The sequence below is a fragment of the Rhodopseudomonas sp. BAL398 genome (assembly GCF_033001325.1).
In the GTDB taxonomy this organism is placed as follows: Bacteria; Pseudomonadota; Alphaproteobacteria; order Rhizobiales; family Xanthobacteraceae; genus JARJEH01.
Map to the genome: position 1 here is coordinate 115866 of NZ_CP133114.1, position 26809 is coordinate 142674.

Annotated in this window: 22 protein-coding genes and 1 pseudogene; 7 read left to right on the forward strand and 16 right to left on the reverse strand. The window is 64.5% G+C overall.

Translation table 11 applies throughout. The features are described 5' to 3' along the window. Positions 1 to 2 precede the first annotated feature (2 nt). The 3 genes from RBJ75_RS28995 to RBJ75_RS29005 are packed head-to-tail and all read right to left on the reverse strand — an operon-like array spanning position 3 to position 4300. Positions 3 to 2384 (reverse strand): phosphoketolase, encoded by a 2382-nt coding sequence (locus RBJ75_RS28995; RefSeq protein ID WP_044409440.1) that lies wholly within the window; start codon positions 2382 to 2384, stop codon positions 3 to 5. A gap of 45 nt (positions 2385 to 2429) precedes the next feature. After that, the gene (locus RBJ75_RS29000) at positions 2430 to 3692 is read right to left on the reverse strand and encodes a DUF763 domain-containing protein (RefSeq protein ID WP_044409443.1); all 1263 of its coding nucleotides are present in this window, start codon (positions 3690 to 3692) and stop codon (positions 2430 to 2432) included. Continuing rightward, positions 3692 to 4300 carry an alpha-ketoglutarate-dependent dioxygenase AlkB gene (locus RBJ75_RS29005; RefSeq protein ID WP_234707380.1) on the reverse strand — a complete coding sequence of 203 codons (609 nt, stop codon included), beginning with the start codon at positions 4298 to 4300 and terminating at the stop codon, positions 3692 to 3694. Before RBJ75_RS29005 ends, RBJ75_RS29000 begins: the two co-directional genes overlap by 1 nt. 278 nt (positions 4301 to 4578) lie before the next feature. Between RBJ75_RS29005 and RBJ75_RS29010 the strand changes: the two are divergent. After that, positions 4579 to 5772: pseudogene (locus RBJ75_RS29010) on the forward strand (SulP family inorganic anion transporter); the annotation flags it as partial. A gap of 825 nt (positions 5773 to 6597) precedes the next feature. Continuing rightward, the gene (locus RBJ75_RS29560; protein ID WP_411194540.1) at positions 6598 to 7212 is read left to right on the forward strand and encodes a diguanylate cyclase domain-containing protein; all 615 of its coding nucleotides are present in this window, start codon (positions 6598 to 6600) and stop codon (positions 7210 to 7212) included. A 117-nt stretch (positions 7213 to 7329) separates the two neighbouring features. On the opposite strand, the gene RBJ75_RS29020 is transcribed toward RBJ75_RS29560, so the two are convergent. The 12 genes from RBJ75_RS29020 to RBJ75_RS29075 all read right to left on the reverse strand — a co-directional run bounded on the left by RBJ75_RS29020 (position 7330) and on the right by RBJ75_RS29075 (position 20865). Then, positions 7330 to 7644 (reverse strand): DUF736 domain-containing protein, encoded by a 315-nt coding sequence (locus RBJ75_RS29020; RefSeq protein ID WP_411194539.1) that lies wholly within the window; start codon positions 7642 to 7644, stop codon positions 7330 to 7332. Positions 7645 to 8299: 655 nt separating this feature from the next. After that, positions 8300 to 9226 (reverse strand): ArdC family protein, encoded by a 927-nt coding sequence (locus RBJ75_RS29025; RefSeq protein WP_276156829.1) that lies wholly within the window; start codon positions 9224 to 9226, stop codon positions 8300 to 8302. Positions 9227 to 9529: 303 nt separating this feature from the next. Then, positions 9530 to 10117, reverse strand: coding sequence for a hypothetical protein (locus tag RBJ75_RS29030; RefSeq protein ID WP_044416859.1), 588 nt, complete (start codon positions 10115 to 10117; stop codon positions 9530 to 9532). A gap of 385 nt (positions 10118 to 10502) precedes the next feature. Then, the gene (locus RBJ75_RS29035) at positions 10503 to 10829 is read right to left on the reverse strand and encodes a hypothetical protein (RefSeq protein ID WP_044416856.1); all 327 of its coding nucleotides are present in this window, start codon (positions 10827 to 10829) and stop codon (positions 10503 to 10505) included. Then, positions 10826 to 11077 carry a hypothetical protein gene (locus RBJ75_RS29040; protein WP_044416855.1) on the reverse strand — a complete coding sequence of 84 codons (252 nt, stop codon included), beginning with the start codon at positions 11075 to 11077 and terminating at the stop codon, positions 10826 to 10828. The genes RBJ75_RS29035 and RBJ75_RS29040 overlap by 4 nt, the downstream gene beginning before the upstream one ends. Next, positions 11074 to 11277, reverse strand: a complete 204-nt coding sequence (locus tag RBJ75_RS29045; protein ID WP_044416853.1) for a hypothetical protein — start codon at positions 11275 to 11277, stop codon at positions 11074 to 11076. Before RBJ75_RS29045 ends, RBJ75_RS29040 begins: the two co-directional genes overlap by 4 nt. Positions 11278 to 11280: 3 nt before the next feature. Continuing rightward, on the reverse strand, positions 11281 to 12153 hold the full coding sequence (locus tag RBJ75_RS29050) for a DUF7007 domain-containing protein (protein ID WP_044416852.1): 873 nt from the start codon (positions 12151 to 12153) through the stop codon (positions 11281 to 11283). Next, positions 12150 to 12626: a hypothetical protein gene (locus tag RBJ75_RS29055; RefSeq protein WP_044416850.1), complete on the reverse strand. Its 477-nt coding sequence runs from the start codon at positions 12624 to 12626 to the stop codon at positions 12150 to 12152. Before RBJ75_RS29055 ends, RBJ75_RS29050 begins: the two co-directional genes overlap by 4 nt. Before the next feature lie 88 nt (positions 12627 to 12714). After that, positions 12715 to 14391, reverse strand: coding sequence for a ParB N-terminal domain-containing protein (locus tag RBJ75_RS29060; protein WP_044416848.1), 1677 nt, complete (start codon positions 14389 to 14391; stop codon positions 12715 to 12717). Positions 14392 to 14643: 252 nt separating this feature from the next. Then, a complete protein-coding gene (locus RBJ75_RS29065; RefSeq protein ID WP_317529053.1) occupies positions 14644 to 19746 on the reverse strand; it encodes a DEAD/DEAH box helicase family protein in 5103 nt (1700 codons plus the stop codon). A gap of 107 nt (positions 19747 to 19853) precedes the next feature. After that, the gene (locus RBJ75_RS29070) at positions 19854 to 20255 is read right to left on the reverse strand and encodes a DUF3085 domain-containing protein (RefSeq protein WP_044416760.1); all 402 of its coding nucleotides are present in this window, start codon (positions 20253 to 20255) and stop codon (positions 19854 to 19856) included. Positions 20256 to 20265: 10 nt separating this feature from the next. After that, a complete protein-coding gene (locus RBJ75_RS29075; protein ID WP_044416761.1) occupies positions 20266 to 20865 on the reverse strand; it encodes a DUF1419 domain-containing protein in 600 nt (199 codons plus the stop codon). A 290-nt stretch (positions 20866 to 21155) separates the two neighbouring features. Here RBJ75_RS29075 and RBJ75_RS29080 point away from each other — a divergent pair, with 290 nt between their 5' ends. Both RBJ75_RS29080 and RBJ75_RS29085 read left to right on the forward strand, forming a co-directional pair. Continuing rightward, a complete protein-coding gene (locus RBJ75_RS29080) occupies positions 21156 to 21437 on the forward strand; it encodes a metal-sensitive transcriptional regulator (RefSeq protein WP_173427391.1) in 282 nt (93 codons plus the stop codon). Positions 21438 to 21491: 54 nt separating this feature from the next. Continuing rightward, positions 21492 to 22196 carry a MauE/DoxX family redox-associated membrane protein gene (locus RBJ75_RS29085; protein WP_044416765.1) on the forward strand — a complete coding sequence of 235 codons (705 nt, stop codon included), beginning with the start codon at positions 21492 to 21494 and terminating at the stop codon, positions 22194 to 22196. Positions 22197 to 22220: 24 nt separating this feature from the next. Here the strand turns inward: RBJ75_RS29085 and RBJ75_RS29090 are convergent, their stop codons facing one another. Next, entirely contained in the window at positions 22221 to 23147 is a 927-nt protein-coding gene (locus RBJ75_RS29090) for a DUF3991 and toprim domain-containing protein (RefSeq protein ID WP_044416768.1), read from the reverse strand. Between the two features lie 402 nt (positions 23148 to 23549). Between RBJ75_RS29090 and RBJ75_RS29095 the strand changes: the two genes are divergently transcribed. From RBJ75_RS29095 to RBJ75_RS29105, 3 genes are read left to right on the forward strand one after another with little or no spacing between them, the layout of a single operon-like run. After that, positions 23550 to 24785: a tyrosine-type recombinase/integrase gene (locus tag RBJ75_RS29095; RefSeq protein ID WP_002718979.1), complete on the forward strand. Its 1236-nt coding sequence runs from the start codon at positions 23550 to 23552 to the stop codon at positions 24783 to 24785. Next, positions 24782 to 25747, forward strand: a complete 966-nt coding sequence (locus tag RBJ75_RS29100) for a tyrosine-type recombinase/integrase (RefSeq protein ID WP_002718980.1) — start codon at positions 24782 to 24784, stop codon at positions 25745 to 25747. The genes RBJ75_RS29095 and RBJ75_RS29100 overlap by 4 nt, the downstream gene beginning before the upstream one ends. Then, positions 25740 to 26750, forward strand: coding sequence for a tyrosine-type recombinase/integrase (locus RBJ75_RS29105; protein ID WP_002718981.1), 1011 nt, complete (start codon positions 25740 to 25742; stop codon positions 26748 to 26750). The genes RBJ75_RS29100 and RBJ75_RS29105 overlap by 8 nt, the downstream gene beginning before the upstream one ends. Positions 26751 to 26809 lie beyond the last annotated feature (59 nt).

Sequence of the window (26809 nt, forward strand, 5' to 3'; positions counted from 1 at the left end):
CCTCAGTCCATCGCTTCCTTGTTCTGCCAGTGCCAGTCCTGCACCTCCGGCATGTCTTCGCCATGTTCGCGAATATAGCGGTGGTGCTCGATCAGCTTGGCATGAAACGTCTGCCGCGCCGACGTGCCTGTGCGAGCAAGCGCTGGAACGCGTTCGATCGCCGCGATCGCCAGATGGTACCGATCAAGCTCGTTGAGGACGACCATGTCGAACGGCGTCGTCGTCGTGCCTTTTTCGCGAAAGCCGTGGACATGCATGTTGTCGTGATTGGCCCTGTTATAGGCCAGGCGGTGGATCATGTAAGGATAGCCGTGGTAAGCAAAAATCACCGGCGTGTCGGGTGGAAGTATCCGATCGTACTCCTTGTCGGAAAGACCGTGCGGATGCTGTTCCTGCGGCTGCAGCGCCATCAGGTCCACCACGTTCACCACGCGGATGCCGAGATCAGGAAAGGCTTCACGCAGTAGCGTGACGGCAGCGAGCGTCTCCAATGTCGGAACGTCGCCGGCACAGGCCATCACCACATCCGGAGATTCGGCTTTTTCCGTTCCGGCCCACGACCAGATGCCGATGCCGGCGGCGCAGTGTGCTTCGGCTTCCGGCATCGAGAGCCATTGCGGCGCCGGCTGCTTGCCGGCAACGATGACATTGATACGATCGTAGGTCCGTAGGCAGTGATCGGTCACCCACAAGAGGGTGTTGGCATCGGGCGGGAAGTAGATGCGGACAATGTCGGCATCCTTGTTGGCAACGAGATCGACGAACCCGGGATCCTGATGACTGAAGCCGTTGTGATCCTGGCGCCAGACATGCGAACTCAGGAGATAGTTAAGCGACGCGATCGGCCGCCGCCAAGGAAGACGTCGCGACACTTCCAGCCACTTCGCATGCTGATTGAACATTGAATCGACAATGTGAACGAATGCCTCGTAACAATTGAACAGACCGTGCCGTCCGGTCAGGAGATAGCCTTCGAGCCAGCCCTGGCACAGGTGCTCGCTCAGGACTTCCATGACGCGGCCGTCTTGCGCGAGATGGACGTCATAATGCTTGATCGGTTCCATCCACACCCGGTCGGTTGCCTCGAACACGTCATCCAACCGATTTGAGCTGGTCTCGTCGGGGCCCATCAGCCGGAATGTTCTTGCTTCCGCGTTGAGCCGGATCACGTCACGCAGAAAGCTGCCCATGACCCGGGTCGCTTCAGCCATAAGAGTGCCGGGTGCCGATACCTCGACCGCGTGCGCGCGATAGTCGGGCAGTTCCAGCTTGCGCTTTAGCGTTCCGCCATTCGCGTGCGGATTGGCGCCCATCCGGCGGCCGCCGACCGGGGCTAGCGCCTGCAGATCCGGGAGCAGACGCCCATCGGCATCAAATAGCGTTTCGGGCAGATAGCTCCGCATCCAGGCTTCGAGGATATCTAGGTGGGCGGGATTGGTCCTCACTTGGTCGATAGGCACCTGGTGCGCCCGCCAGAAGCCTTCGACCTTTTTGCCATCGACTTCCTTTGGACCGGTCCAACCCTTGGGGCTACGAAGCACAATCATCGGCCAACGCGGCCGGCTCACTTTGCCGGCGCTCCTGGCATCGCGCTGGATATCCGCGATCCGATCGAGCGCCTCGTCGACCACCACCGCCATCCGCTGATGCATCTTGGCAGGGTCATCCCCTTCGACGGCCAGCGGCTCGTGTCCATAACCTCTCAGCAGATTGAACAACTCGTCATCGTCAAGACGGCCGAGGATGGTCGGATTGGCGATCTTGTATCCGTTGAGATGCAGGATCGGCAGGACGGCGCCATCATGGACCGGATTGAGGAATTTGTTCGAGTGCCAGGATGCTGCGAGCGGACCGGTCTCAGCCTCACCGTCACCAATGACGCAGGCGACAACGAGATCCGGATTATCGAAAGCGGCGCCATAGGCGTGAACGAGCGCATAGCCGAGTTCGCCGCCTTCATGGATCGAGCCGGGCGTCTCCGGCGCGGCGTGGCTGGGAATGCCACCCGGAAAGGAAAACTGACGGAAGAGCTTTCGCAGGCCATCCATGTCGCGGCCGATATCGGGGTAGATCTCGGTGTAAGTGCCTTCGAGGTAGGTATTTGCCACCATGCCCGGTCCGCCGTGACCGGGGCCGCAGACGTAGATCATGTCCAGGTCACGGGCTTTGATGACGCGGTTGAGATGGGCATAGATGAAGTTCAAGCCCGGTGTCGTGCCCCAGTGGCCGAGTAGCCGTGGTTTGATGTGTTCCGGCTTCAGCGGCTTGCGGAGTAAAGGGTTGTCTAAAAGATAGATCTGGCCGACCGACAAATAATTTGCGGCGTGCCAATAGCGGTCGATGAGTGCAAGGTCGATTTCTGAAGCGGAGTCGGCCATGGTCATACGTCCCTCAGATATCGGGATAAAACATCCGGCCCATCCCGGAGTTCACTTCGATTGGTCAGAACGAGCAACCCGCGGTCCGCTCACGACCCCGTCACTTTCCCATCCGAACACAGAGCGTCCACCGAGCGAAACCGATTTATTTCTCTCATCGGTCACAAATGCGTCGAATGACGGACCGCTCGCGGATTTCTCCAAGCGCCGTGACTGTTCGTCGAGCCGCTTGAGCGCGAGTATCCGCTCGTCAACGCCGAGCTTCGCTTGCTGCACGGCCGATTTTAGAACGCGAATAGTCTCGTCATAGACTTTGATCGGCACGGGGTAGGGGTGGCGATCCTTGCCGCCGTGCGCCAGTGAAAACCGCGCGGGATCGCGGAAACGAAACGGCGCGCCATGGATGACTTCCGCGACCATGGCCAGTGATTGGACCGTGCGGGCGCCGACGCCCGGCGTCAGCAGCAATTCGGGAAAATCCACCGGTCCGCGTTCCGCTGCGGCCGCGAGCGTGCCGTGAAGCCGGCGCGTGAAGACGTCGCTCGCGCGCACGTCGTGGTGCGCCGGCATGATGAGATGTGGCAATTCAGGCTGTGCTACTGCCGGAGCATTTAGGGCTTGGTATTCGCGAATGATGCCCGTCGGTCCGAGGTCGCCCAGCATTTCGACTTGAGCGGAGCGCGATTGTTTAGCGCGTCGGTCCGTGAGGTTGACGATCTCGCCCTGGGCCGGGCCGTCGATGGCGCTGTGCGGCTCCTCGACGAAACTACTTAGATTCTGCGAATGCCAATGGTATCGCCGGGCCTGCCGCTTGTCGCCGTTCATGCCCTGCTGAACGACGGTCCACTTCCCATCATCGGTGACGAAGAAGCCGTGCAGGTAGAGATCGAAACCGTCCTGCACCGCCGCGCTGTCGACCTTGGCGACCAAGCGGCTGGCGCGTGTCAGCGCGCCCGCATCGAAGCCGGTGCGCTCGCCGAGCATAATCAGTTCATCGGGCGTGCGGCGCGAATGTCGTCCGCGACCCCCGCAGACGTGGATGCCGAGCTCCTGCTGCAGCGGCCCAAGACCGCGTTTCAGCGCGCCGATGACGCTGGTGGTGATGCCGGACGAATGCCAATCCATCCCCATCACGGCGCCGAACGACTGGAACCAGAACGGATGCGACAGCCGCTCGAGGAATTCGTTTCGGCCATAGTGGTGGACGACAGCTTGCGTGATGATTGCACCGAGCGTGGCCATGCGTTCGGCGAGCCAGGGTGGGACACGTCCGCCGTGCAGCGGGAGATCGGCGCTTCCGGTTCGCCGCGCCATCAGCTCGACGATCCTTTTTGATCGGCCGACGGGACATCGCCACCGCTTTTCAAAGTACGTAGTGTCACCGAATAACGCAGCTCATCGACAGCGGAAATGCTGTGCTCCCACTCCAGCCGGGAAGCCCCTGACATCTTGTAAACCGACCTCGGCTCAACCTCGAGGGCAAGGCGCTCCCACGTATCGCCAAGCGTCCGGCGGAAGCGAAGCTTGCACGAAGAGGCGAGGGAGATGCCGAATATCCGATCGAAATGCGGTTTGTCGCGGTGCCAGCCGATACCGACGCCGGGTTGGTACTCGGTGCAGAGGATTTGGGCGACGCGTATGCCGGGACCGCCGAATGTTTCAATCCGATGGATCAGCGGATTGAGCCAGCACGGAATAGGATCCGCTGGCAGAAGACGGCGCGCCGAATAATCGTAGCGCCAGCCAAACGAGGCCACGCGGCGCTTTCCCTCATATTGGCCGAACTGGAACGGCTGAAGCGGGAGGCCCGATGCGTGTCCGACGAGTTCCAACTCCTCCTCCCGGGAGATGAAGCCCGGGACATAATCAAGCCCCTCCGGAAGGCGGGCTTTTTCTGCAAAAAGGGCAAGCTGATCGGGCAATCCGGCTCCTTCGCGCGCTACCATGGCCAAGTTGATATGGGGTCCTGATGCGAGTGGAGAAGACCCGAGGTAGAGGCGATTTCGCCCTCCGGCAAATTGATTTTGCAAAGCCTTGCAACAGTCCAAATGAGCGTGATGCGAATTTCTTGGTTGGCGAGGGTCAATTGATCTTGGTTCGCGACGGTCATGCGCTTAAGAAGGGTTCTTTCCCACTCTCGGCGGTTCGCGCAGTGCCCGACGGCTCTTCCACAGCCCACCTCTATCGTCCCAAGCTCGCCATGGTATGGGCCGAGGGTTATCGACTTGAGGCCTTCAGAGCCGACGTGATGGCGGCGCTGACAGTCGCCATTGTCGCTCTTCCACTCTCTATGGCAATTGCGGTCGCGTCCGGCGTTTCTCCGGACCGCGGTCTTTATACGTCGATCATCGGCGGCGCGCTGGTTTCCGCATTGGGCGGAAGCCGCTTCCAGATTGGCGGGCCCGCTGGCGCGTTTATCGTACTGGTCTCCGCCACCGTAACACGGTTTGGCCTCGACGGACTTTTGCTTACGGTCTTGTTATCGGGGCTCATGATGACCGTGATCGGGGTGTTGAGGCTCGGATCGCTCATCCGCTACATTCCCCACGCCGTCACTGTCGGCTTCACCTGCGGAATAGCGGTGACGATTCTCGCGAGCCAGCTAAAGGATTTGGGCGGCCTGACGCTCGCGGGGCCCGAACCTGGCCCCCTCTTTCCGAAGCTCTCGGCTCTGGCGAATGTCCTGCCGACACTCACTCCAGCAGCCGCAGCGATCGGCATCGGAACGGCGACGCTCATCTTTGTCCTCCGCAGCTGGCGGCCGACATGGCCCGGAATGTTGGTGGCGGTTGCGTTGGCCTCTCTCGTCGCCCTCATTTTCCACGCTCCGATAGAGACGATCGGAAGTCACTTCGGAGGAATCCCGCATGGCCTTCCCGAGCCCCGTCTCCCACTGATTTCGCAGTCTTTGCTGGTGCAAGTGCTGCCCACTGCGCTGTCCTTCACTCTGCTCGGAGGTATTGAAAGTTTATTGTCGGCGAAGGTCGCGGATGGCATGACAGGAAGGAAGCATCGTTCCAACATGGAACTGGTCGCTCAGGGCATCGCCAATATTGCTTCTGCGTTTTTTGGCGGCATCAGCGTCACCGGAACGATCGCACGGACAGCAACAAATATTCGCGCTGGCGCACGCAGCCCGCTTTCATGAATTATGCATGCGGGCTTCCTGCTGATCTTTATGCTCGTGGCGGCGCCGTTGGCCAGCTACATCCCTCTCTCCGCGCTGGCCGGTGTCTTGGTGGCGGTGTGCTGGAATATGGCCGAGAAGGAGGAATTTACGCGCCTGCTCCGCCATTGGCGGAGTGCGAGCGTCCTCCTCGCCACCTTCGTTCTCACGCTTGTTGAAAGCCTCACAATCGGAATCATCGCCGGTTGCCTTGTAGCGACGGCGTTAGGGCTTGTTGAACGGCTCGGTCGAAGTCGGGATAACTCAACGACGCTATAGTGTCGTTTCCGTTTCGGCTTATCGAACGTAAGCTTCGCCAAGGGCGGCGACTGTCAGCAAAATGCCAGCGACTCTGTGGAACTCTCGCCTCTTGGCGTCGCTGTGAGATCGCCCCGCCGAGGAGTTTCATCGAATGCGACGCAATAATATCGTCATTCATTAACCGCTCCGTATTAGGGCCTGCTTTGCTACCTCGATGTTAACGTCCGGCATAGTATTCGTCGCCAGGCGCAAAGCAGATGCGACGGACCGGGAATGCCATTTCGAACAGAAACAGTACGTAATAGCGTCCATGTAGAGCTTGTACGTAGCATTTACACCACGCTGACGCCGACGACGATTATGTCGGTCGGCTTCGTGCTGTCGTTCAGCGCAATGGCGTTCGCAGCGCATGACATCATCCTCATGGCCTGCGCGCTCATCGGGGTTCTGTCGAGCGGCGCGCGGATCGCTGTACTCATTCTCGGTCGTGGGAAGTCCGCAGCGCCGCATCTCGATGTCCATGAGGCCCGCCTGCTGGAACAGCGGTTCGCGATTGCCTACTACCAATTTGCAGCGGTCCTCGGTTCGTCGGCAGCCTATGTCTTTACGCTGGAACCGGCGCGGTTCCATATGCTCACGGTCTGCCTCCTTGTCGGTTACGGGGCAGGCGCGGCAGCGGGCGTCGGTTTACGTCCGAGGATCGCGATTCCCAGCATGATCATCGGCATCGTTCCAGCCACGGTGGCCGCGGCACTACGTTGGGATCCGATTTACTGGGCGACGGCCGCGATGATGATCGCATTGCTCGCTGGCGGCGCGCAAAGCGTGCTTGCGCGATCGGCCGCAGCCAGTATCGAGATCGCGAAACGGTTGACATTCGAAGCATTGGCGCGCCGAGACGTGCTGACGACTTTGCCAAACCGGCTTGCACTGCGGGAGTGGTTCGATAGCCATATCGCAATCGCCGACAATCGCGCGTTGCTCGCCGTCCATTGTCTCGATCTTGATAAATTCAAACCGGTGAACGACGTATTCGGTCATCCCGTCGGCGACGGCTTGCTCAAGGCGATTGCGACGCGCCTGACGAATTCGCTTCGTCCCGGCGACATCGCGGCCCGGCTCGGAGGCGATGAATTCGCCGTCATCCAGCGCGATCTGCGCAATGTTGAAGAAGCCGCCGCCCTCGCGCAACGCTTGCGAAGCGCGATCGCCGAGCCGTTCTCAATCCAGGGCCATGAGATCAGCGTCTCGACTTGCGTTGGCTATGCGCTGTGTCGCCGCTCATCGGCTGACCTTGACGAGCTTCTCTGCTCCGCTGATCAAGCCCTTTACATCGCCAAGAACACTGGAACGGGCGTCGAATATAATGACGTGCTGATGAAAGCCATGGGGCGCTTGGCAGCCTGAAATGCCGCACAACCGGCCGCGTCATTTCGTTCTCGTGCATCGACGACCCCGAGACGCCCATTAGCTGCTTCACTGCGGGAAGGCCCCGCCTTACGGCGAGGCCTTCGTCGCAGAACCTCAGTCGCGGTTCGGGCGGGACCAGATGAGCGAGTGGCCTTCCTCGCCTTCGACCTCGACCAGCGTGGCGTAGATCGGAGCCGCGAAGCTCGGGTCGTCCAGCTTAACTGAGAGGTAGTCGCGGTTCTGCTCCTGAGATTTCTTCTTCCAGGCGGCGCCGAACTCGATGGTGCCGGCGAAGATGCGGTAGTCCGGGGCCTTGTCAGACGTGCGGTCGGCCGGGACGATCTTGGCCTTCACGGTGCCGAGAGCGAGAGTCTTGACGGAGCCGACGAAGCCGTTGCCGTTGACGGTGAAGTTGCCGATGGTAGCCATGTTCGTATCCTCTTTCGGTTCTCGGGTCGCGACCACCGCGGCCTCGATGGCGGTCGTTGACCGGAGGCGATCGGACCGCACCCCAAGGGCCGCCACGCAGTAGAGGGCGGCCAGGGCGAGGCTTTCTTGCCCCGCGAGGAATGGGCGCGCAGCGGCCAGGGGAAGAAAGCGGAGAACGGCCGTTGCGGTCTTGGAATCGAGGCGGAGCGCAGCGACGACGGCCTTCGGTTAGACATGCCAAATCGAGGACGCACTGGGCGCGGCAAGCCAACCGAGAGGATGTAACTGGCGACGGGCACCTCACCGCAGCGACGGTCGCCGTGCCGACGATGAAACGAGCCTTCCACCTGAGGTACATCCCGCGCGATCGATGCACCGGCAATGCCCCCGAACGCACTTCGCAGTTCGCCAAGCTGTCGCCGTCTCCGAAGACGCCGATCCAGGCAGACCCGATCACCTCGGGCTGACAGTGACGGCCCCGTCGCCGCACTGCCAGCCACGCCCCTGATGAGGTGACGAGGAAGTCTCGTCATTCCCGGACGCAGAACCCGCACAGCGGTTCACATGCGAAGGCCCCGCCACGAGGCGAGGCCTTGGTGAGCTCGCGAAGAGCTAGCGGTGGACGACAAGAAATCCGAGCGCAATGTCCTTGCGCTTATGCCGCCTCGTTGACCTCTGCTGCTTTCGGCTGGAGGCCGTGCAAGAACGTCACGGCGCGCTGCGCGTGCGCGGCAGCAGAGAAGATGAAGCGCTTGTCATTGGAGAGCACCTCCAACCACGATGCGAGGTAGCTCGCGTGGTCCGCGCGCGGATCGAGTTCGGGCACGATCCCGAGGTCTGCGCTGAGGAAGCAGGCGCCGAGCTCCGCGACCAGCTCTTCGCGGGCGCGCTCGCTGCGGTCCTTGGCGTAACGGCTGAGATCGCGGTTGACGCGATGTGCCGGCGCCGTCCAGTGCACGCACTCATGCGCGAGGGTGGCCGTGTAGCTCTCCGCGTCGCGGAAGCTCTCGAACGGCGGCATCTGGATGAGGTCGAGCGATGGCGCGAAATACGCCTTGTCGCCACCGTGCCGGATCGTCGCGGCGGTATTGGCGAAGAAGGCGTCCGCATGTGCGATGCGCTGCGCCGGCGGCGTGCTCGGAACACCGGCCTTGTAGTACTGCTCGGGCAGATCATCGATCTGGTCGACACAGAACACCGTATAGACGCGCAGGAACGGCACCGTCCGCTCGACGTCATCTCCGTTGTCGTCCGTCTCCGTCTTGGTGACCTTGTTGGCGTAGACCACTATCGTTCCGCTCTCGCCTTTGCGGATGTGGCCGCCGAGTTCGAGCGATTGCTTGAATGTCATCCACGTCGACGACGCGAAGCCGCGCGCGACGGCTTCCGACCACAGCAACACGACGTTGATGCCCTGGTACGGCATTCCATTGTGGCGCAGCGGCCGGGTGATGCGACCGGCGGCATTTGCTGTGCTCCAAGGCCTCACCCACGGCCGCACCCCGCGCTCCAGGTCGGCGACGATGCGATTGGTGATGCGCGCGTAGACGTCGGCGCGCGGCTTCTCTTCCATCCTGCTCATTTCAACAACCTCCGGTTCGGAGGCCGCGCCTGTCGCGGCCCCTCACGGGGTCCGCGGCGGCGGCATCTCGCGCTCGCGCACCCACCGGGCCGCAGCGGAGCGGAGGACGGCGCAGCCGTTGCGCGTGCGCGGCATCCGCCGCATGGACCGCGAACCGGGAGGGGCCGTCGGCGCGGAGCGTCGCTCTTCTCTTTCTCATCGGGTTTGTCTTGGTTTTGCCGGCGACACGAAAAAGGGCCGGTCTCACAACCGGCCCTTAGAGTGAGCGAAGTGAAAGGCGGGGCCCAAGCCCCGCCCTGAGGCCTATTCGAAAGCCGACATCTGGACCGCGGCGGCCTTCTTCGAGACGGTCTCACCGGCGTGTTCGACCTGCCGCTCGAAGGGCTTCCAGGCTTCGCCGATGACCTGCTCGTAGGCGGCGACGGCGCCCTCGGCCGCCATGCGGAGTGCGTGGGCCTGCAGTCCCATGTCGGCCGCGAACTCGCGTTTGCGCTGCGCCTGGCTGTCGAAGCCGACGGGGCCGTCGAGGTCCTCGTCGCGGGCATCGTTGGCAAGTTTGGCAGTGACCTCGCGCGCCTCGGTCACGGCGCGGGAGTAGAACTGGCCGGCGCCGTGGGCAGAGCCGACATAGGAGCCGACGATGCGCTGGAGGTGAATTTCCATCGCACGGTCGCTGAGCCCCTCTTTGAGGGCGTCGGCGGTCTCGACGACGAGCCGCTCGTGCAGGTCGCGGATGCCGTCGCTGTCGAGGACAGCGAGCCCGAAGCTCTCGGATATGCGCAGGGTCTGCGCCGAGTCGGGGCAGGCGAGGCGGACCATTTCGAGGGTCGTGCCGCGGCGGAGCGGGATGACGCGGGCTGCGGAGCGAGGAGAGCGGGCGGTCTTGGTCATGGTGTGATCCTTTCTCGGTTTCACCTGGGATGCGATTGGGCCTTTGCCGTCGCTCCCTCGGGTGCGGTCGACCAGAACCGGCCCCAGCGGGCCGCTTCAGGGGGCGGCGGCTGCCAGCGCGAGCATGGGCGGGTTGCGGACAAGCGGGCCTTCAGGCCTGCGAAGGACGCGGCCCCCCATCGCGAGACGGCGGCCGCCGATCGCTTCGCGACTTGCCCTTGAAGCGGACCGCGGACGGTTCAGACCGCAGCACAAACCGAGGGAGTGACGGCAAAGGGGCACCCGCCGCCGAAACCGGGAGGTCACGGCAGGCCGTACGACACACGACGCCGCCGGCACGCGTCAGGTCTCTTCGCTCGCCTTCGCAATGTTGAGGCTTGATCTCTCACTGCCCCGCAGCGGAAACGAGATTGCGACTCCGAAACTCGGCGATCGCCGTCTCCTGCCGGTCGAGCCTGCGTGTAAGTGCGTCGATGTCGCCGCGGCGGGCGAGGGCAAGTTCTGCGAGGTGCTGCTGAAACAGACGCTCGTCAGCGTTCGTCCAGCTCGAAGCGCTCCGGACGTGCCGCCGTCGCTTCGCCCGATCGGTGACCGTCAGCCGCTCTGCGCGTGCCGCGATCTGGCGCTCGATGACGCCGAGATGGCGTTGCGTCTCGGCCTGCGCGACCTCCATGCGCGCGAGCGCGAAGCGGCGGTCCGGTGGCCCGTTCATCGCACCGTCCCCACCGGCCACAAGGGAAAAGCGGACACGTCCGCCGTGTAGTCATCGGCGAGGGAGACACCCGCGATGGATGAAGAGAGATCGTCGCCGGCGACCGCCCAGTCGATCAGCGCCGAGTTGGCCCCGGCGTGCTTGCGCATATCAGGCGTCAGGATGCCGTCGAGCGCGTCAGCGATGGCGCTCTCGGGATTGTGGTGCGCGTGAACCAGGAGGTTCACGGCGACGAGGTACGCTTTCATGACCGGACCTCCTCTCTGGCCGTATCGGTTGGGTAAGGCTCCGGCGCGCGGACGGAGACGCGCACGGCGCGTCTCCAGGCGTCGGAGCCGGTGAAGTGCCGCTTGAGGCGCGGGTGCCAGACGACGAGGAGCGGCGTTTCGCCGTCCTCGTCGTTCGCGGTTCGCCAGCCGAAGGCTTTGGCAATGAGGCGCCAGGGCATGGGTCACCTCCATCCGGCGAAGTCGGAGGGGCCGCCGTAGATCTGGTGGCGTGCCTCGTCGATCACGAAGCCGAAGCGACCGATGCTGTATTCCGCGCACGGGACGAGGAAGCGGCGCTCCTCGGTCCCCGGGCCGCGCTTGCCGCCGAGCGTGGCAACGACCTCGACGAAGCCGGGCTCGTGCTTCGACGTAATGGCCGAGGTGACGATCCAATGGCCGGCGTGCTCGCGCTCGAACGCACGCCGGTCCTTCTCGTGGGACTCGCCCGGCTGCAGCACGGTGCCGAAGATCGCCTCCCAGGCATCCGGCCACGAGTCCTTGATCGTGCGCTCGGCGCAGCGACGCTCAAACGCCGTGAAGAGGTGCGGAAAGGTGATCGCGACGATCGCCCACGCGGCATCCTCTTCGTACCAACCGCCTGGTGAGCGGAGCATGGGATGGACGTTGCGGTTGCGCTCGGCCGAGAGCTTGAAGCCGCCGTGACCCGCCGTCGAATGCGCTGTGACACCTTCGGCGTAGACGCTCGCGCCTTGCGAGGCGCCCCACGGCGTGCCGGCGCGCGAGCAAATCTCGTGACGACCGAGCGCGCGCTTCTCGCGCTGGTGCTCGGCATTTTCGAGCACGCGTGCCCGAAACGCCGCCTCGTCGACGAGCTCGCCCGAGTGCCCGTAGAAATCGCCGCGCGTCCACTCGCCCATCGGTCGCGCGAGGCGCCAGGCGGTGACGCGATAGTGACGGTTGTCGCGCGCGTTCGCCATGGCGAAGGCGGTGTCGCCGACCAGCGCGACAGGCATGCCGTCGGCACTGGTGCCGAAAGAAACCCCCGGAAATCCAGGGGTCTGGGTTTGAGGGCGAGCAGGGGAGGGTGCGTTCATGCCGCGGTCCTCCCCTCGATGATATCGGCGCCGACTTGGTCGGCTGTCACGTCTTGAAGCACCGCGCGCGGATAGCCGTGGCGCGTGAGCCATTCTCGCGCGTCGGCCTCGTTGGTTGCGAGATAGACGAGCTCGGCATCGTCGCCGGCGCGGTCGAACACGCGAACCGAGCCGATCGCCGGACGCTCGGCGATCGTGAACTGCAGCCGCGAGCCGAGCGAGAAGGTCCGGTGGACGCGGATCGCGATGACCCCGCCGCCGCCGTAGTCGGCCTCGTGCAGGGTGAAACACGCCGACAGCGAGAGGTTGCCGACGCCACGCGCGCCCTGCTTCCGGATCAGCCGGCCGCGACTGTTGCTGGTCCGCCAGGCAGCCAATTTTTTGTTGAAGCGCGCCGGCGGCTGTGGCGTTCCGTCGGACCAGGCGATCAGAGACCCGATCGGTGCATTGTCGAAGATGGTGTGCGCGGACATGGTGTCCTCCTTGTTTGCGCGAGCGTTGAAACAGAGCCGCCGCCGGCAAGGCCGGCGGCGGCGGATCGTCCGGAAGGGAAGCGCGCCGCTATTCGGCGGCCTCCTGGAAAGCTTCGGTCGCTTCGTCAGAGGCGTCGTCGCCGGTGCTGTCGGCGTCCTCTTCCGTCTCGTCGTCGTCTGCCGCGGTCACGCCAGACGACAGGAAGTCGGAGAGTTTCGCCGGGTCGGGCGCGAAGAGCGCGGAGGGGTGGACGAAGTGTCCCTCCTTGAAGTGCTCGACGAGCGCGGCGCGCGTGTCCTTCACGCGCTGGCGCGGCAGGACCGGCGTGTCCTTGCACGACGCCTCAAGTGCCGGGCGCGAGAGGCAGGCGAGGAAGTCCTCCGTGCCCATGTTCGGCAGGAAGGCGTCAGCGCCGACGACCTCGCCGGCCACGCGGGCGACGATGCCGCTATTGGTGGCGTTCTCCCGGCACGAGAACACGTCGACCAGCATGGTGCGCGCCGCGACGCGCAGCGTGTCCATGTCGAAGGCGAGCTTGCCGTTGGCGTCGAACAACACAACTGCGTTCTTCGCCAGCCGGCTGTGACCATAGGTGGTGCCGCCGCTTCCCGTCGTCACCGAGACGTTCTGCCCGGCGAACGCGAGGATCAGCAACGCCATCAGCGTGTCGTCCTCGATCGGCGCGCGGCCGAGCGCTTCGCGCAGTGCGTCGGTGCGGAGGTCGCCGATCATCTCGACGCCCTTGCGCGTCACGTCGGGACGCGGCTTCGACACTTCGCCGACGTCGTCCGCGGCGTTGTCCGGACCGGTCGCGCCCTTGCCCTTCGGCTTCTTCGCCGCCGGCAGGCGGTAGTGGACGGTCTGCACGCGGCCGTCGCGGTCGAGGTACATCGCGGTGCAGTCCGACTTCGTCGGCTTGCCGTAGACGCGCTCGGCCTTCGGCGGCAGCTTCACCTCGCCGTAATTCGTGGTCTCGGCGATGACGCCCTTCTTCGGAAGGTTGGCCGTCATCCACTCCTGTTGCGCGCCGAGGAAGGCCTCGACGTCCGTGGTATAGCGGCTGTCCTCGTCCGCCGGGGCGAACAGGTCCTCGACCCAGGCAATGCCGTAGGCTTGCGCGAGGTCGTCGCCGAAGCTTGCGTGCCGCGCGTACATGCGTGTCTTCTGCAGCGCCTGGGCGACGCTCCACCACGAGACCTGTGGGTCGGCCTTCGACGGCTTGTGCTTCTTCCAGACCTCCTTCTGCTCGTCGAGCGATGCCGCCGCGATGGTGCGCAGCTGCCGCTCGTCGGGCATGTCGCCCTTGGCCATGTGGTCGAGCATCGCCAGCAGCACGTTGGCGAGCAGGCGCAGCTTCCTGATCTGGCGCACCGGCAGGGCGAGCGCGACGCCGATCGCTTCTTCGGTCCAGCCGAGCGCGACCAGGCGCTCGATCGCTCGCCACTGGTCGACCGGGTTCAACGCCTCGCGGGCGATGTTCTCGACCATCGAGCGCATGGCGCCGTTATCGTTTGCCGGATCGTCGACGAGCACGTCGATCTCCTCGAGGCCCGCGGCGATGGCGAGGCGCACGCGTCGCCGGCCGGCATTGATGAGGAAGCCGTTGCCACCGTCCGCCTGCTGCGACACGACGGGCGGTTGCACGATTCCGACGGCCTTGATCGATGCCAGCAAGAGCGCGTCGGCCTGCGGCGACGACTTGGTCTGGCGCGAATGGTCGGGGCTCTCCACCAGCGCGCGCGGATCGACCTTGATGAGTTGCATGGGAACACTCCTTTTGAGGTTGCGGACCGGCATCGCCAGCCCTTTCTCGTCTTCTTCCCGAAGACACCCCCCGGCCCGCGGAGCGGTCGGACCGGTGCAACTGCGGCCGAGCATCCCTGCCCGGCTGGACCAGCAGGGCCAAAGCCCTGCGCAGGACGACGGGCCGGGATCGCGCAGGCGGTGGTTGAGCGCCAGCGTCGACGGCCCGCCCGATCTGCGAGCAGGCATCTCTCCGGTTTTCCATTTCGTTTTTCAGGCGGCCGCGGCCATGCCGCCTTCGCTCTCGCTGTCCTCCGCCAAAGCCTTCTCCACCTCTGCGAGCTGCCTGCGCTTCTCCGCGAGCTCGCCGGCAAAGGCGAAGTCGCCGCCGTCGCGCGACTCGTAGGAGGCGAGCCGCTTGCGAGCGTCCGCCAGGCGCTGGCTGAAGCGCTCCCGCTCCCCGTCGAAGTCGTCGAGCGCGTGCTCAAGCCGGGCGACGGCGCCGAGCGGCGTGACCGTCACCGGCAACTCGATCTCGTAGTCGGCGCCGGTGCGCAGCAGCGCCGTGGCGTAGCGGTAGCCGTCTTTCCCGAAGCGCTCGCCGCTGTATTCAAGGTCAAAGCCGCCGATCGATCCGATCACGCTCTCGCCTTCCTGCTGGAGCTGCACCAGCGTCAGGATTTCCTTCAGCAGCGCCCGGCCCGCGAGCTTGCGCTCACCGTGCGTTTCGCCCGTCACCGTCATGGTGAAGACGTCGCCCGAAGTCGGAATGCGGCGCTCGATGTCCTGCCCGATCTCACTGACCCGGCGGGTGGAGAACTCGATGTCGCGCTCGGCGTCGCGGATTTGCCGGCGCACCGCGTGCTGGTCGTCGATGTGCGCAGCCCGCAGGCGCTCAAGCCGGGCGACGTCGGCCTCGAGCCCCGCTTTCAGCATCAGCCGCGGGTCGCCTGACGCGATCGCCTTGGCCATCGCGAACTGGTTCGCCTGGCTCTCGCCCATGTCCTCGAGCCGGCGGATCGAGGTGTCGCCCGAGAGCGCGGCCGCGATGAAACGCGCCTTGCGCTCGTTGTTCTGCCACATCTGCGCGTCGAGGCTGCCCTCAGTCGCGTAGGCGAAGACGTCGACCTCGTCGTTCTGGTTGCCCTGCCGCACGATGCGGCCCTCGCGCTGCTCGATCTGCGACGGCAGCCAGGGCACATCCAGGTGATGCAAGGCCTTCAGGCGCAACTGCGCATTGACGCCGGTCCCCATCGTCTCGGACGATCCGATCAGGAAGCGAACCTTACCGGCGCGCACGTCGCCGAACAGGCGTTGCTTCGCCTCGGACTTCTTGTAGTCCTGCATGAAAGCGATCTCGGACGCGGGCACGCCCATGCGGACAAGCTCGTCGCGGATCCAGCGGTAGGCGGAGAAGCCGCGCGACTTCTCGACACTGATCGTGCCGAGGTCGGAGAAGATCATCTGCGCGGCGCCTGGCAGTTCGAACGGCTTGCCGTCGGAGCGGACGTAGGCGTTGTCGGCCGTCTCGCTCCAAATGCGGAAAGCGTTGCCGACGAGCTGGTTCAGCTTGTTGTCGGCTTCGTTGTCGTTGTCCGGATCGACGAGGCGGAGGTCGATCGCCGCATGCCGCCCATCGGTGATAACCGACAACAGGATGTCGTCGCCGGGCTCGGGCGCGCGGTCGCGCTCCTCGATCGCCTTGATGCGCTCGCCGAGCAGGGTTTGGTAGCGCTTGAACGCCGACGACGGCTTCGCGGTGAGGATCTGCCGTTTGCCCGTCGAGATCGCCGGCACCCTCACGTACTGCCGCAGGTCCTGCGGCATCACGACGTCCGCGAAGGAGCGGAACATCGCGATCAGCTCCGGCACATTGACGAAGGTGGCGAAGCGCGTCACCGGCTTGTACTTGCCGGACGGCTGCAGTTCGAGCTCGGTCGAGACGTCGCCAAAAGTCGATGCCCAGGCGTCGAACTCGTGCAGGCCGCGCTCGCTCAGCGCCGCGTAGCCGAGGTAGCGCTGCACCGAGAACATCTCGCCCAGCGTGTTGGTGATCGGCGTGCCCGAGGCGAGCACGAGCGCGCGGCCCGGGTTCTTCGTCTCGACGAAGCGGGACTTCACATAAAGGTCCCAGGCGCGCTGCGAGCCGTTCGGGTCGACGCCCTTGAGCGTCGACATGTTGGTGGCGAAGGAGAGCTTCCTAAACTCCTGCGCCTCGTCGACGATGATCTGGTCGACGCCGATCTCCGAGATGGTCAGCAGGTCGTCCTTGCGCGTCGAGAGCGACTCCAGCCGCTCCTGCAGGCCCTCCTTCAAGCGCTCGAGGCGCTTGCGCGAGACGCGGTCGTCGCTCTCCACCTTCGTGAGCAGCGTCTCGTAAAGCTCCAGCTCGTCCTGGATCATCTGCTGCTCGAACACCGACGGCACGGCGATGAAGCGGAATGCGCTGTGGGTGATGATGATCGCGTCCCAGGTCGCGGTCGCCGCACGCGACAGGAAGCGGTGACGCTTATCCTTGGTGAAGTTCGTCTCGTCGGCGACGAGGATGCGCGCGTTCGGGTAGAGCGCCAGGAATTCGCGCGCGGCCTGCGCCAGGCAGTGGCCCGGCACGACCAGCATTGCCTTGGCGATCAGGCCGAGGCGGCGCTGTTCCATGACGGCGGCGGCCATCGTCATGGTCTTGCCGGCGCCGACGGCGTGCGCGAGGTAGGTCGATCCGGCCGAGACGATGCGCCAGATGCCGCGCTTCTGGTGGCCATAAAGAGAAAAGGCGCCAGAGGCGCCGGGAAGCTTCAGGTGGGAGCCGTCGAAGGCTCTCGGCGCGATGTTGTTGAAGCGGTCGTTGTAGACGCGCGCCAGCCGGTCGGTGCGGTCGGGATCGGACCAGATCCAGCGCTGGAACGCCTCCTTGATCTTCGAGAGCTTCGTCTTCGCGGCCTCGGTGTCGACGACATTGAGGACGCGCCGTTCGTTGTCGCCGTCCCTGATCGTGTCGAAGATCTGTGGCACCCGGCTGTTGAGAGCGTCGGCGAGTAGTTCTCCCGCGTGCCGGCGGTCCGTGCCCCACTCCGACGTGCCTGTCGCCGTCCACCCGAGTTGCCGCGCCTCGACGGTCCATGAGGCGAGCTCCGGCATGTGGTGGATCCTGATCTCTGCCTCCATCGTCTCCTTGACGAAGGCGACGACGTCGGCGGCCGGAATCCATGGTGCCCCGAGACGCGCCGTGATGTCGGACGGCTTTAGGTCGACGGGCTGCACGCTCTGCAGGGCAGAGACATTGCGTTCGTACTCCGGGTCGAGGGCGGCCGCGGCCTCCGCGGTTTTCAGCTTCTCGCGGACAGGGCCGGACAGGTAGGCATCGGCCGTCTGCCACGATCCGTCAGACGGGTCGCGGAAGATCGCTCTGCCGAGTTCGGCGACGACATCCTGCGTGTCGCGATGCAAGAGCTCGGCGATGTGATCGATATCGACGTGCCCGCGCTCGTTGAGGACGACGGCGAGTGCGTCGGCCGCACTCGCGATCACCGGCGCCGCCGGCGGCGCGATGACACGCTCGGTGAACAACGGCCCGGGCTTCGCGGTGTTGGTCTCGAGGTCGTAATCCTCGATCGAGGCGACGAGCCAGCAGTCGGGGTCGTCGAGGAAGGGCTGGATGTTCGGCCGGCGGTGCGTCTCGCGTGTTTCGCCGGTTTCGACATCCTCCGTCATGGAGACGGTCGTGAAATTGATCGGGCCGAAGTCGCGGACGAAGCTTGACCAGGCGATGCGCAGGCGGATCTGCGCGTCCTTCCACGGCCGGTCGAGCTCCTGGGCCTTCAGCACCTCGCGCACGGCGTCGCGGATCGGGATCAGCTTGCGGATGACGCGGACGTGTTTCTCCGGGATGCCGTCGGTACTACGCCCTTTGCGCGTTTTCACCGCGACAGGTTCACCGTCGAGGACCTGCATCAGCCCCTGGGCCTTGTCGAAGAAGTAGCTGCCCTCGCGGACGTGGCGATCGGACGGCCGGTCGACGCCGGACAAATCGCTCGCATCTTCCAGATCGCGATCGATCGCCTCAGGCTCGCCGTCGTAGACCGCTTCCGGAAGGAGATTGACGGCGGCCGCAAGCGCTGCGGCGAGGTCCTCGCCGTCACGCGGCAGGCACGTGTAAGCCTCGCCGAAGGGGCCCGAGGCGAGCGCGTGCACGCCGAGCACGAAGTCGGGGTGCCGCGCGAACCAGCGGTTCACGCGGATCGCGCTCTCGTCTTCGGTCGCTGGACGGACCTCCTCAAGGTCGAGCCACGACAGGTCACCCTCGGCGTCGCCGACCTTGCGCTTGCGGAAGAACAGGAGGTCGACCACGACGTCGGTGCCGGCGGCAAGGCGGAAGCTGCCCTCAGGGAGACGAACGGCGGCGACCAGGTCAGCCGACTTGGCGATGCGCTCGCGCGCGGCGAAATCCGCCTTGTCCATCGTGCCGTGCGAGGTGACGAAGGCGGCGAGCGCACCAGGCTTCAAGAGGTCGATCGCGCGCGCGATGAAGTAGTCGTGCAGGCGCAGGCCCATGGAACGGTAGGCGCGGTCGGACCGCACCGTGCGGTCGGAGAACGGCGGATTGCCGACGGCGAGGTCGAAACTCGCGGGCAACTCGGTGCGCGCGAAGTCGCCGGTAATGATGCGCGCGCCGGGCTGCAGCAGGCGGACGATCCGCGCCGTGACCGGATCGAGTTCGATTCCGGTGACGTGCGAGACATCGCGCAGTCCCTCCGGCATCAGCGCCGGGAACAGCCCGGTGCCGATCCCCGGCTCGAGGACGCGGCCGCCGCGCCAGCCGAGGCGCCGCAAGCCGTTCCAGATCGCGCGAACGATGAACTCCGGCGTGAAGTGCGCATACTGCGTGCAGCGCGCCAGCGAGGCGTGGTCGAGGTCGTCGACCGCGTCCTGCAAATCCTCGCCGATCGCTTCCCAACCCTTGCGGAATTCCGTCTCGCCAGGGCGTTGGAAGACGGAGTTGGTGAGCTCGGAGGCGCCGAATCCGGTGAAGCGGACCAACTGCTCCTGCTCCTCGGCAGTCGCCGCGCGCTCCTCCGCGTCGATGCTCGCTGCGAGCCGGATCGCGGTGATGTTGTCTCGCGCGCGGTCTTTCCAGCCCTTCGCCAAGGCGCGATCGCCGGCGAGGTGGAAATCCGCTCCGCGCGCTCGGTGGAGAGAGGGTGTCGGACGCGCGGCTGCCGCGACCGGAAGCGCGGGCGCCGGTGACGACGGACCGGGGTCGTCGCCATCGTCCGGGTCTATGCCCAGGCCAGCTCCGAAGGCTGTGACGCCGAGGCCGAGGCCGGATGAGAGTGCGGTGTCTCCGAAGAGATCGAGCGTGAAGGGGTCGTCATGCGCCATTGGAGCATCTCCTTGTGATGAAGGCGCGCGCCATCGGCCCGCCGGCGGATGTCAGCGGGATCGATGGTCGCGAGGGGTTGGGGAAGCCGGCCGTGCGACCGGAGAGGTCAGCGGCAGATCGGCTTGATCGACATGCTGTCGTCGGTCATCGCGAGCGTGAGGTGCGTGGCTGCGGGTGCTGCTGCGATCAGCTTCACGAGCATCTCGGCGTCGAGGAACTCGATGCCGTCGTCGCCCCCGAAATACTGGCGCTTGTAGTGCCAGTATTCGGGATTGGTCTTCGGATCGCATTCCTCGGCGTAGACGACGAGCGGGCGCTGCTGTCCCTCGGCGAGCTTGCCGTTGGACATGATGTAGACGCCTTCGTCGCCCACCAGCCAGACGCCGGGCTTCTCGTCCTTGCCGGGCGCGAGACCGTAGTGCGGATTGCGGAAGCCGCCGTTCAGAAAGGCGTCGATGCGCCCGCGCATGATGACGGCGCGTACCGCCGTGACGGAGAACGTGAACATCGCCGCCTCCTCACGCTGCCATCGCGTCGGGGAGGTAGCGCAGGTGCACCGGCAGCTTCGCCGAGACCTCCGCGTCGGTGAGTTCGTCCAACAGCTTCAGCACCGTCCCGCTCTGCCCTCCGTAGAAGAGCACTGTGCGCATACCGCGCTGGCGCTCGGGAAAGCGATCGCCCGCATAGCCGCGGTAGTCGTCGTGGGTGCTCGACCAGATGTGCTCGAGCCGCTCCTCACGCGTCATCGCACGGACTGGCCGTGACTCGCGCTCGACGATCGCGGTACGCATGCAGCCTGGCGAGGCGCGATCTGACAGATCGCAGTAGCCGTGGAAGTAGCGGGCGCGGTCGTCGATCATCAGTTCGAAGAACACGCTCGTGACGCTGCCTGTGAGGAATTCGCGCATGGCGAACATGTCGCTGCGCACCCACAGGGGTGGCAGGATGTCGAGCATGGTGTCGTACTCGGCCTCGCCGATCTCAAACCACTCGCCGCGGTAGAGGGCGCCGTCGTCCGGCGAGCGGTTCGGCCGCTGCGCGTGGCGATCGAACATGCGGAACATTTGCCGGCGGTCGGCGGTCCCTTGGAAGACCTTGCAGATCGGAGAGAGGGTCATGGGCGGGCTCCTTTCAGCCTCGTCGGGCTGGAGCGCGGCTCACCCTTCGGTCCGCCATCCTCTTCAGCCCTTCTGACCCCTCCTTCGCGGCCGCCTCTCCGGACCGGCGGGTCAAGGGCCGCGTAGCGGGCGAAGCCTCCCTTGACGCGCCGGCCGGGCATGCGGCACGTCATTCCTCCTTTCCTCGTTTTTCCCCCTCCCTCATCCTCAAAGCCGGCGCTCGGCGCGCCGGTTGGCGGAACGACGTCGATCCGGCAGCGTTCAACACATACTCAGTGGGAGTATCTGTGGTGGATGCGGCGAGCGCTCGGACGAAGGCGAAGGTAAACCGCTTCAATCGTATCGCCGGCCAGGTCCAGGGCATCGCGCGGATGGTGCAGGAGGGCCGCTACTGCATTGATGTGCTGCAGCAGATCCAGGCGGTGAAGACGGCGCTCGCGCGCGCCGAGGGCGAGGTCCTGCGCGACCACGCGGCCAACTGCGTCGCCCACGCGATCAGCACGGGAGACAAAGCCGAGCAGAGGGAGAAGGTCGACGAGATCGTCGCCCTCTTCGACCGCGCGAGGCGCTAGCAAGGAAGGGAAGAGCAAGTGAGCGCACCGGTGCGTCAAGCCCAGCTGTTTCGAATGGTGACGGACCAGCACATCTGCCCGTTCGGGCTGAAGTCCCGCGACCTTCTCGGGCGCGAGGGATACGAGGTCGACGACCACGAGCTGAAGACGCGCAGCGAGACCGACGCATTCATGGCCGAGCACGGGGTCAAGACGACACCGCAGACGTTCATCGGCGGAGAGCGCATCGGGGGCTACCAAGACCTGCTTCGCTACTTCGGCAAGGAAGTGGCGGATCCGAAGACGACGTCATACCAGCCCGTCATTGCCGTCTTCGCGATCGCGGCGCTGATCGCGCTCGCCGCGAGCTGGAGCGCGTTCGGGACTCTCGCGACGGTGCGGGCAGGCGAGTGGTTCATTGCGATATCGATGTGCATCCTCGCCATGTTGAAGCTGCGCGACCTCGACAGCTTCTCGAACATGTTCCTGGGCTACGACCTGCTTGCGCAACGATGGGTCCGCTACGCGTACATCTATCCCTTTGGCGAGGCGGCAGCCGGCATCCTCATGATCGCCGGCGCGTTGCTGTGGGTCGCTATCCCCGTCGCGCTCGTCATCGGCTCGATCGGTGCTGTCTCCGTGTTCAAGGCGGTCTACATCGACCGCCGCGAGCTCAAGTGCGCGTGCGTCGGCGGCGACAGCAACGTTCCGCTTGACTTCGTCTCGCTGACCGAGAACCTGATGATGGTCGCGATGGCAGTCTGGATGCTGCTCAAGTAAGGCGAGCGATTTCCCGCGGCGCCGTCACCCCGCTTTTGCCAGCGGCTCGCTCTCGATCCGCGCGAGAAGCGCCTTCAGGTCTTCGTTCCAGTCGCCGGCGCGCGGCCGCGAGCGTGCGTAGCCGGCGCCGGCCTCGGCCGCGATCGCGCGGATGCGGTCGGCGTAGACATCGCCCTGTCGGTTGTTGTCGGTCGCCGCCACCAGCCGCGTGCCCGGCCGCGCCGCGAGTCGGCGGATCGCCTTCTCGCTTGCGGGTGACCAGCCGCCACCTGTGCTGACGTAGAGCGTGTCCGGGCGAAGCACCTGGATTGCCGCGAGACTCATGGCGTCGATTGCCGCCTCGGTGACGCAGATCCGCGGCGCCGCCGATTGGCCAAACCGGAGCATCTCCTTGGCGCCGCCGGTGGCAAAGCCGCGCCACTGCGGGCCACGCTCCTCCCAACCGATAAGGGCACCGTCGCCATTGCGGTGTGCCGCCCACATGCTGCCGTGCGGTCCCTCGCGCAGCAGATCCTGCTGGACCGCCGTCGCCACGATCGATTCGGGGATACCGCGCTCTTCCGTCAGGTAGCGCCAGGTCGCCGAGCCGGGCCGGGGCCTCGCGCGGCGAGCCCAGCGGTCGGCGACGGAGTGGACGGGCGCGGGCCGGCTCTGCCGCTCCCATGCGGGTGCAGCCGGAATGAACCCAACAAGCGCGGCGACACGCGCCGAGGCTTCCATGAAGCCGTGGGCGCCCAAGTGCTCGGCCAAGTCGAACACGTCGCCTTTCGCAGTGGACAGCGGATCGAACCAGCCGCGGCCCTCGTGGATCACGATGACGATCTTCGCATCGCGGCGGTACTTCACCGCGCGTCGGGTGCTCTCCTTCACGTCGACTTTCCAGCCGTCGTCTTCCAACAAGGCGGCACAGCCGACCCTGTCTCTCAATTCTTCGATTTCGCTCTTCTCCATGGCTTCACTACTCGGGCTCCGGCCCGATCCTTTCTTCGGTTGACGCCCGTCGACACACCAACGAGACGCCGTCCGCCTGCCGCGAAGCGTGCCGGATGCAAGGGCGCGCTGGCAAGTCGTTACGATGGTTTCGTTTGTCCGCGGCGCAGCCTCCCTTGCATCTGGCGCAGCGCCAGCGGCACCGGTCGCCCGGCTCAGTGAGCCGGGGACCACGGGTCGTATTCATGCTTATGTCGATATCCGCATAAGCACGATTATGACCCGTTCGAGATTATGGAGAGCTGACACCTTAGACAGTCGGCCAATCCGCCAAAGCGCCGGGCGCTCAGCCCGGCGCTTCTCCTGTCGACTGCACATAATCCTCAGCTTCAGAATGATCTCCCACCAACGAGGAGATCAAGCATGGCCACATCTCTCAGACTTCAACTCCGCCCTGACGATCCTGCCAACGTTCTCGCACCGATCGTCCAAGACTATCGCGAGCACTTCGAAGCAAGGCGCTATCAGGCCAAACGCGTTCGCCGTTATGTCGCCAGCGTCTTCCATTTCGGGGATTGGCTGCGTTCGGAAGACTGGGCGGTCCAGAATGTCGACGAAGCAGTCGTCGGCCGATTCATTTCCGATCATTTGCCCAACTGCACCTGTCCACGCCCCGTTCAGCGCAACCCGATCATCAATAGGGCCGCCCTCAATCACCTGATCCACATCCTCTACGCGAAGGGGATCATCCGCCGTCCTGTCGCCGACCCGATCACGCGTGAACTCGCGTTGTTCGACGAGAAGATGACGGAAGTCTGGGGCTTGGCCCAAGGCACGCGCGATCACCGATGCCGGATCATCAGGCGCCTGCTCAAAGCTCAATTCGGATCGGGACCAATCGATCCAACATCCATCAGCCCATCGGCGATTCGAAGCTTCGTTTTAGATGACGCTACATGGAGCAGGAGTACGATCCGCGTCATGGCGGGCGCGGTTCGATGCTATCTCCGCCATCGCAAACTACTCGGCGACAACGTCACCGATCTGATGCACGCTGTGCCTCAACCAGCGTGCTGGGGTCAAACCAAATTGCCCGAGGCACTTTCTGGGGACGAACTGGAACAGCTTTTCCGGTCGTTCGATGCGGCCTGTCCATCGCGACGGCGCGGCTATGCGATGGTCCGATGCCTTGCCGATCTCGGTCTCAGAAGCAGCGAGGTCGTCCGGCTGAGCCTAGACGACATCGACTGGCAAGCCGGCACCATCCGGATCACCGCGGGCAAAGGCCGCCGAGCTGACGTGCTGCCGCTCCCAAGGGCGACAGGTGAGGCCATCGCCGACTATCTTCTTCACGAGCGGCCGAAGACGACATGTCGCCAGATTTTCGTTCGACATGTTGCCCCTTTGGGCGAGCCGGTTGGTCGGCGCGTGGTCCAGAAAGCCGTTCATGCCGCCTATCAACGGCTGGGTTGGGACCGCACACGCGTTCACATCCTGCGACACACCCTGGCCACTCGGCTCGTCAATGCCGGGACACCAATGAAGCAGATTGCCGATGTTCTGCGTCACCGCAGCATCGTGACGTCGGCCACCTACACCCGTGTTGACAGTTCGCGCCTCACGGCGGTCGCGCTGTGCTGGCCGGGGAGCGTGGCATGAGCGCTCCGTACACCATGCTATCGCGGGCGGAAGCCTACCTCGCAGAGCGCCGTCGCCTCGGCTTCGCGTTGAAACGACCAGGCAGTCAAATATTGGCTTTCGCGTGTTTTGCGGACGCGGGCGGTCACAAGGGGCCTTTGACGTCCGCCATAGTTCTCCGATGGGCGAAGGAAGAAGCGCAGGTCGATGACCCTTACACATGGGCCAGACGGGTCGACGTTCTTCGCCCGTTCGCACGCTATCTCACCGATCTCGATCCACACACCGAGTTTCCAGCCGGCTTTCCTTTCGGTCGTTCAAAACGCCGGCTCGCACCGCATATCTATACACCAGCGGAAGTCGAGGCGTTGATCGGAGCAGCGAGCCGTCTCTCGCCACAAGGAGGATTGACGCCGGCAACCTTCACGACGCTCTTTGGTTTGCTGGCCGCTACGGGCCTGCGGATATCCGAAGCACTGAACCTACGCTGTGGCGACATTGACGGCACGCGGGCGCACCTCACAGTCCGACACTCAAAGTTCCAGCGGACTCGGCTCGTTCCCCTGCACTCGACCACGACCCAGGTGTTGCGACGCTATCTGCGCGCACGCGCCAGATATGGTTCAATGAATATCACCACGCCGCTCTTCATGTCCGAGAAGACAGGGGGCGTGCTTCGGTACAGCGAGGTGCGAGGAGTATTTCTTCGCTTTGCGGCCGAGTTGAGGATCATTCCCCGCGGCGGCCATCGCTACATACGCGTTCACGACCTCCGGCACACCTTCATCTGTCGACGCCTGATGCTGTGGCAGGAGAACGGCACGGATGTCGACAACGCCATGATGACGCTCTCCACCTATGTGGGCCATGTCAACCTGGGGGATACCTATTGGTATTTGCAGGCCGTGCCGGAGTTGATGGCTGTCGCCGGCGCACGCTTCGAGGCACAAGCAATCATGACCGGGGAGGTGGATCATGGTTGATGCGAGCCTACATTCATCGTTTCCGACGTTGTTGCAGCACTTCTTCGTCGACCATTTGCACCAACAGCGGGCCGTCAGCCCGAACACGATCGCAGCCTACCGCGACACGTTCAAATTGCTCCTGCTCTATGCGGAGAAATCCATCGGCAAGTCGCCAACCGGTCTGTCGCTCCGAGATTTGGATGCGACGTTGATCCTTGGCTTCCTCGATCATCTCGAGCGGAATCGCGGCAACAGCGTACGTAGCCGCAACGCCCGCCTGTCGGCGATCCGATCGTTCCTGAAGTACGCTGCCCATCACGACCTCTCGGCCTTGGCCACCATCGAGCACGGCCTAGCAATTCCGTCGAAGCGTCATGACAAACCGGTGCTCGGCTTTCTGACCAAGCCAGAGATGGAGGCAATCATCGCGGCGCCCGATCAGCGAAGTTGGGTTGGGCGGCGGGATCGTGCGCTGTTCACATTGCTCTACAACACCGGCGCACGAGTATCGGAGGCCATCAATCTACGGGTCGGCGACGTCATCTTGGACATATCGCCTGTGGCACATCTCCATGGGAAAGGAAGGAAGAGGCGGAGCATGCCGCTCTGGAAAACAACAGCCAGCACTCTTCGACAATGGAAGCGCCAGCTCGCCAGGGCCGAAGATTCCGACTTCCTGTTTCCAAATGGCGCGAGCGGGAAGTTGTCACGCTCGAGCGTAACACAACGCCTCGCTCTGGCGGTTAAGCATGCCATTCAACAACATCCTCGGCTCGCCGGCCAAGCGATCTCGCCGCATACGATCCGCCACACGACGGCGATGCACCTCCTTCAGGCGGGCGTCGACATCACCGTAATCGCCCTGTGGCTCGGGCATGAAAGCCCGACGACAACCCACATGTATCTGGAAGCTGACCTAGCAATGAAAGAAGTCGCGCTCAGTCGATTGCAGCCCGTGAACGCTGCACCAGCCCGCTATCGGCCGCCAGATCAGCTTATGGCATTCCTCCAAAGCCTTTGATTATGTGCAGTCGACAGGAGAAGCGCCGGGCTGAGCGCCCGGCGCTTTGGCGGATTGGC

Excerpts from the sequence above, each read along its gene's own strand:
- RBJ75_RS28995 (WP_044409440.1), bottom strand. The coding sequence starts at position 2,384 with ATGACCATGGCCGACTCCGCTTCAGAAATCGACCTTGCACTCATCGAC.
- RBJ75_RS29000 (WP_044409443.1), bottom strand. The coding sequence starts at position 3,692 with ATGGCGCGGCGAACCGGAAGCGCCGATCTCCCGCTGCACGGCGGACGT.
- RBJ75_RS29560 (WP_411194540.1), top strand. The coding sequence starts at position 6,598 with ATGATCGCATTGCTCGCTGGCGGCGCGCAAAGCGTGCTTGCGCGATCG.
- RBJ75_RS29020 (WP_411194539.1), bottom strand. The coding sequence starts at position 7,644 with ATGGCTACCATCGGCAACTTCACCGTCAACGGCAACGGCTTCGTCGGC.
- RBJ75_RS29025 (WP_276156829.1), bottom strand. The coding sequence starts at position 9,226 with ATGAGCAGGATGGAAGAGAAGCCGCGCGCCGACGTCTACGCGCGCATC.
- RBJ75_RS29030 (WP_044416859.1), bottom strand. The coding sequence starts at position 10,117 with ATGACCAAGACCGCCCGCTCTCCTCGCTCCGCAGCCCGCGTCATCCCG.
- RBJ75_RS29035 (WP_044416856.1), bottom strand. The coding sequence starts at position 10,829 with ATGAACGGGCCACCGGACCGCCGCTTCGCGCTCGCGCGCATGGAGGTC.
- RBJ75_RS29040 (WP_044416855.1), bottom strand. The coding sequence starts at position 11,077 with ATGAAAGCGTACCTCGTCGCCGTGAACCTCCTGGTTCACGCGCACCAC.
- RBJ75_RS29045 (WP_044416853.1), bottom strand. The coding sequence starts at position 11,277 with ATGCCCTGGCGCCTCATTGCCAAAGCCTTCGGCTGGCGAACCGCGAAC.
- RBJ75_RS29050 (WP_044416852.1), bottom strand. The coding sequence starts at position 12,153 with ATGAACGCACCCTCCCCTGCTCGCCCTCAAACCCAGACCCCTGGATTT.
- RBJ75_RS29055 (WP_044416850.1), bottom strand. The coding sequence starts at position 12,626 with ATGTCCGCGCACACCATCTTCGACAATGCACCGATCGGGTCTCTGATC.
- RBJ75_RS29060 (WP_044416848.1), bottom strand. The coding sequence starts at position 14,391 with ATGCAACTCATCAAGGTCGATCCGCGCGCGCTGGTGGAGAGCCCCGAC.
- RBJ75_RS29065 (WP_317529053.1), bottom strand. The coding sequence starts at position 19,746 with ATGGCGCATGACGACCCCTTCACGCTCGATCTCTTCGGAGACACCGCA.
- RBJ75_RS29070 (WP_044416760.1), bottom strand. The coding sequence starts at position 20,255 with ATGTTCACGTTCTCCGTCACGGCGGTACGCGCCGTCATCATGCGCGGG.
- RBJ75_RS29075 (WP_044416761.1), bottom strand. The coding sequence starts at position 20,865 with ATGACCCTCTCTCCGATCTGCAAGGTCTTCCAAGGGACCGCCGACCGC.
- RBJ75_RS29085 (WP_044416765.1), top strand. The coding sequence starts at position 21,492 with ATGGTGACGGACCAGCACATCTGCCCGTTCGGGCTGAAGTCCCGCGAC.
- RBJ75_RS29090 (WP_044416768.1), bottom strand. The coding sequence starts at position 23,147 with ATGGAGAAGAGCGAAATCGAAGAATTGAGAGACAGGGTCGGCTGTGCC.
- RBJ75_RS29095 (WP_002718979.1), top strand. The coding sequence starts at position 23,550 with ATGGCCACATCTCTCAGACTTCAACTCCGCCCTGACGATCCTGCCAAC.
- RBJ75_RS29100 (WP_002718980.1), top strand. The coding sequence starts at position 24,782 with ATGAGCGCTCCGTACACCATGCTATCGCGGGCGGAAGCCTACCTCGCA.
- RBJ75_RS29105 (WP_002718981.1), top strand. The coding sequence starts at position 25,740 with ATGGTTGATGCGAGCCTACATTCATCGTTTCCGACGTTGTTGCAGCAC.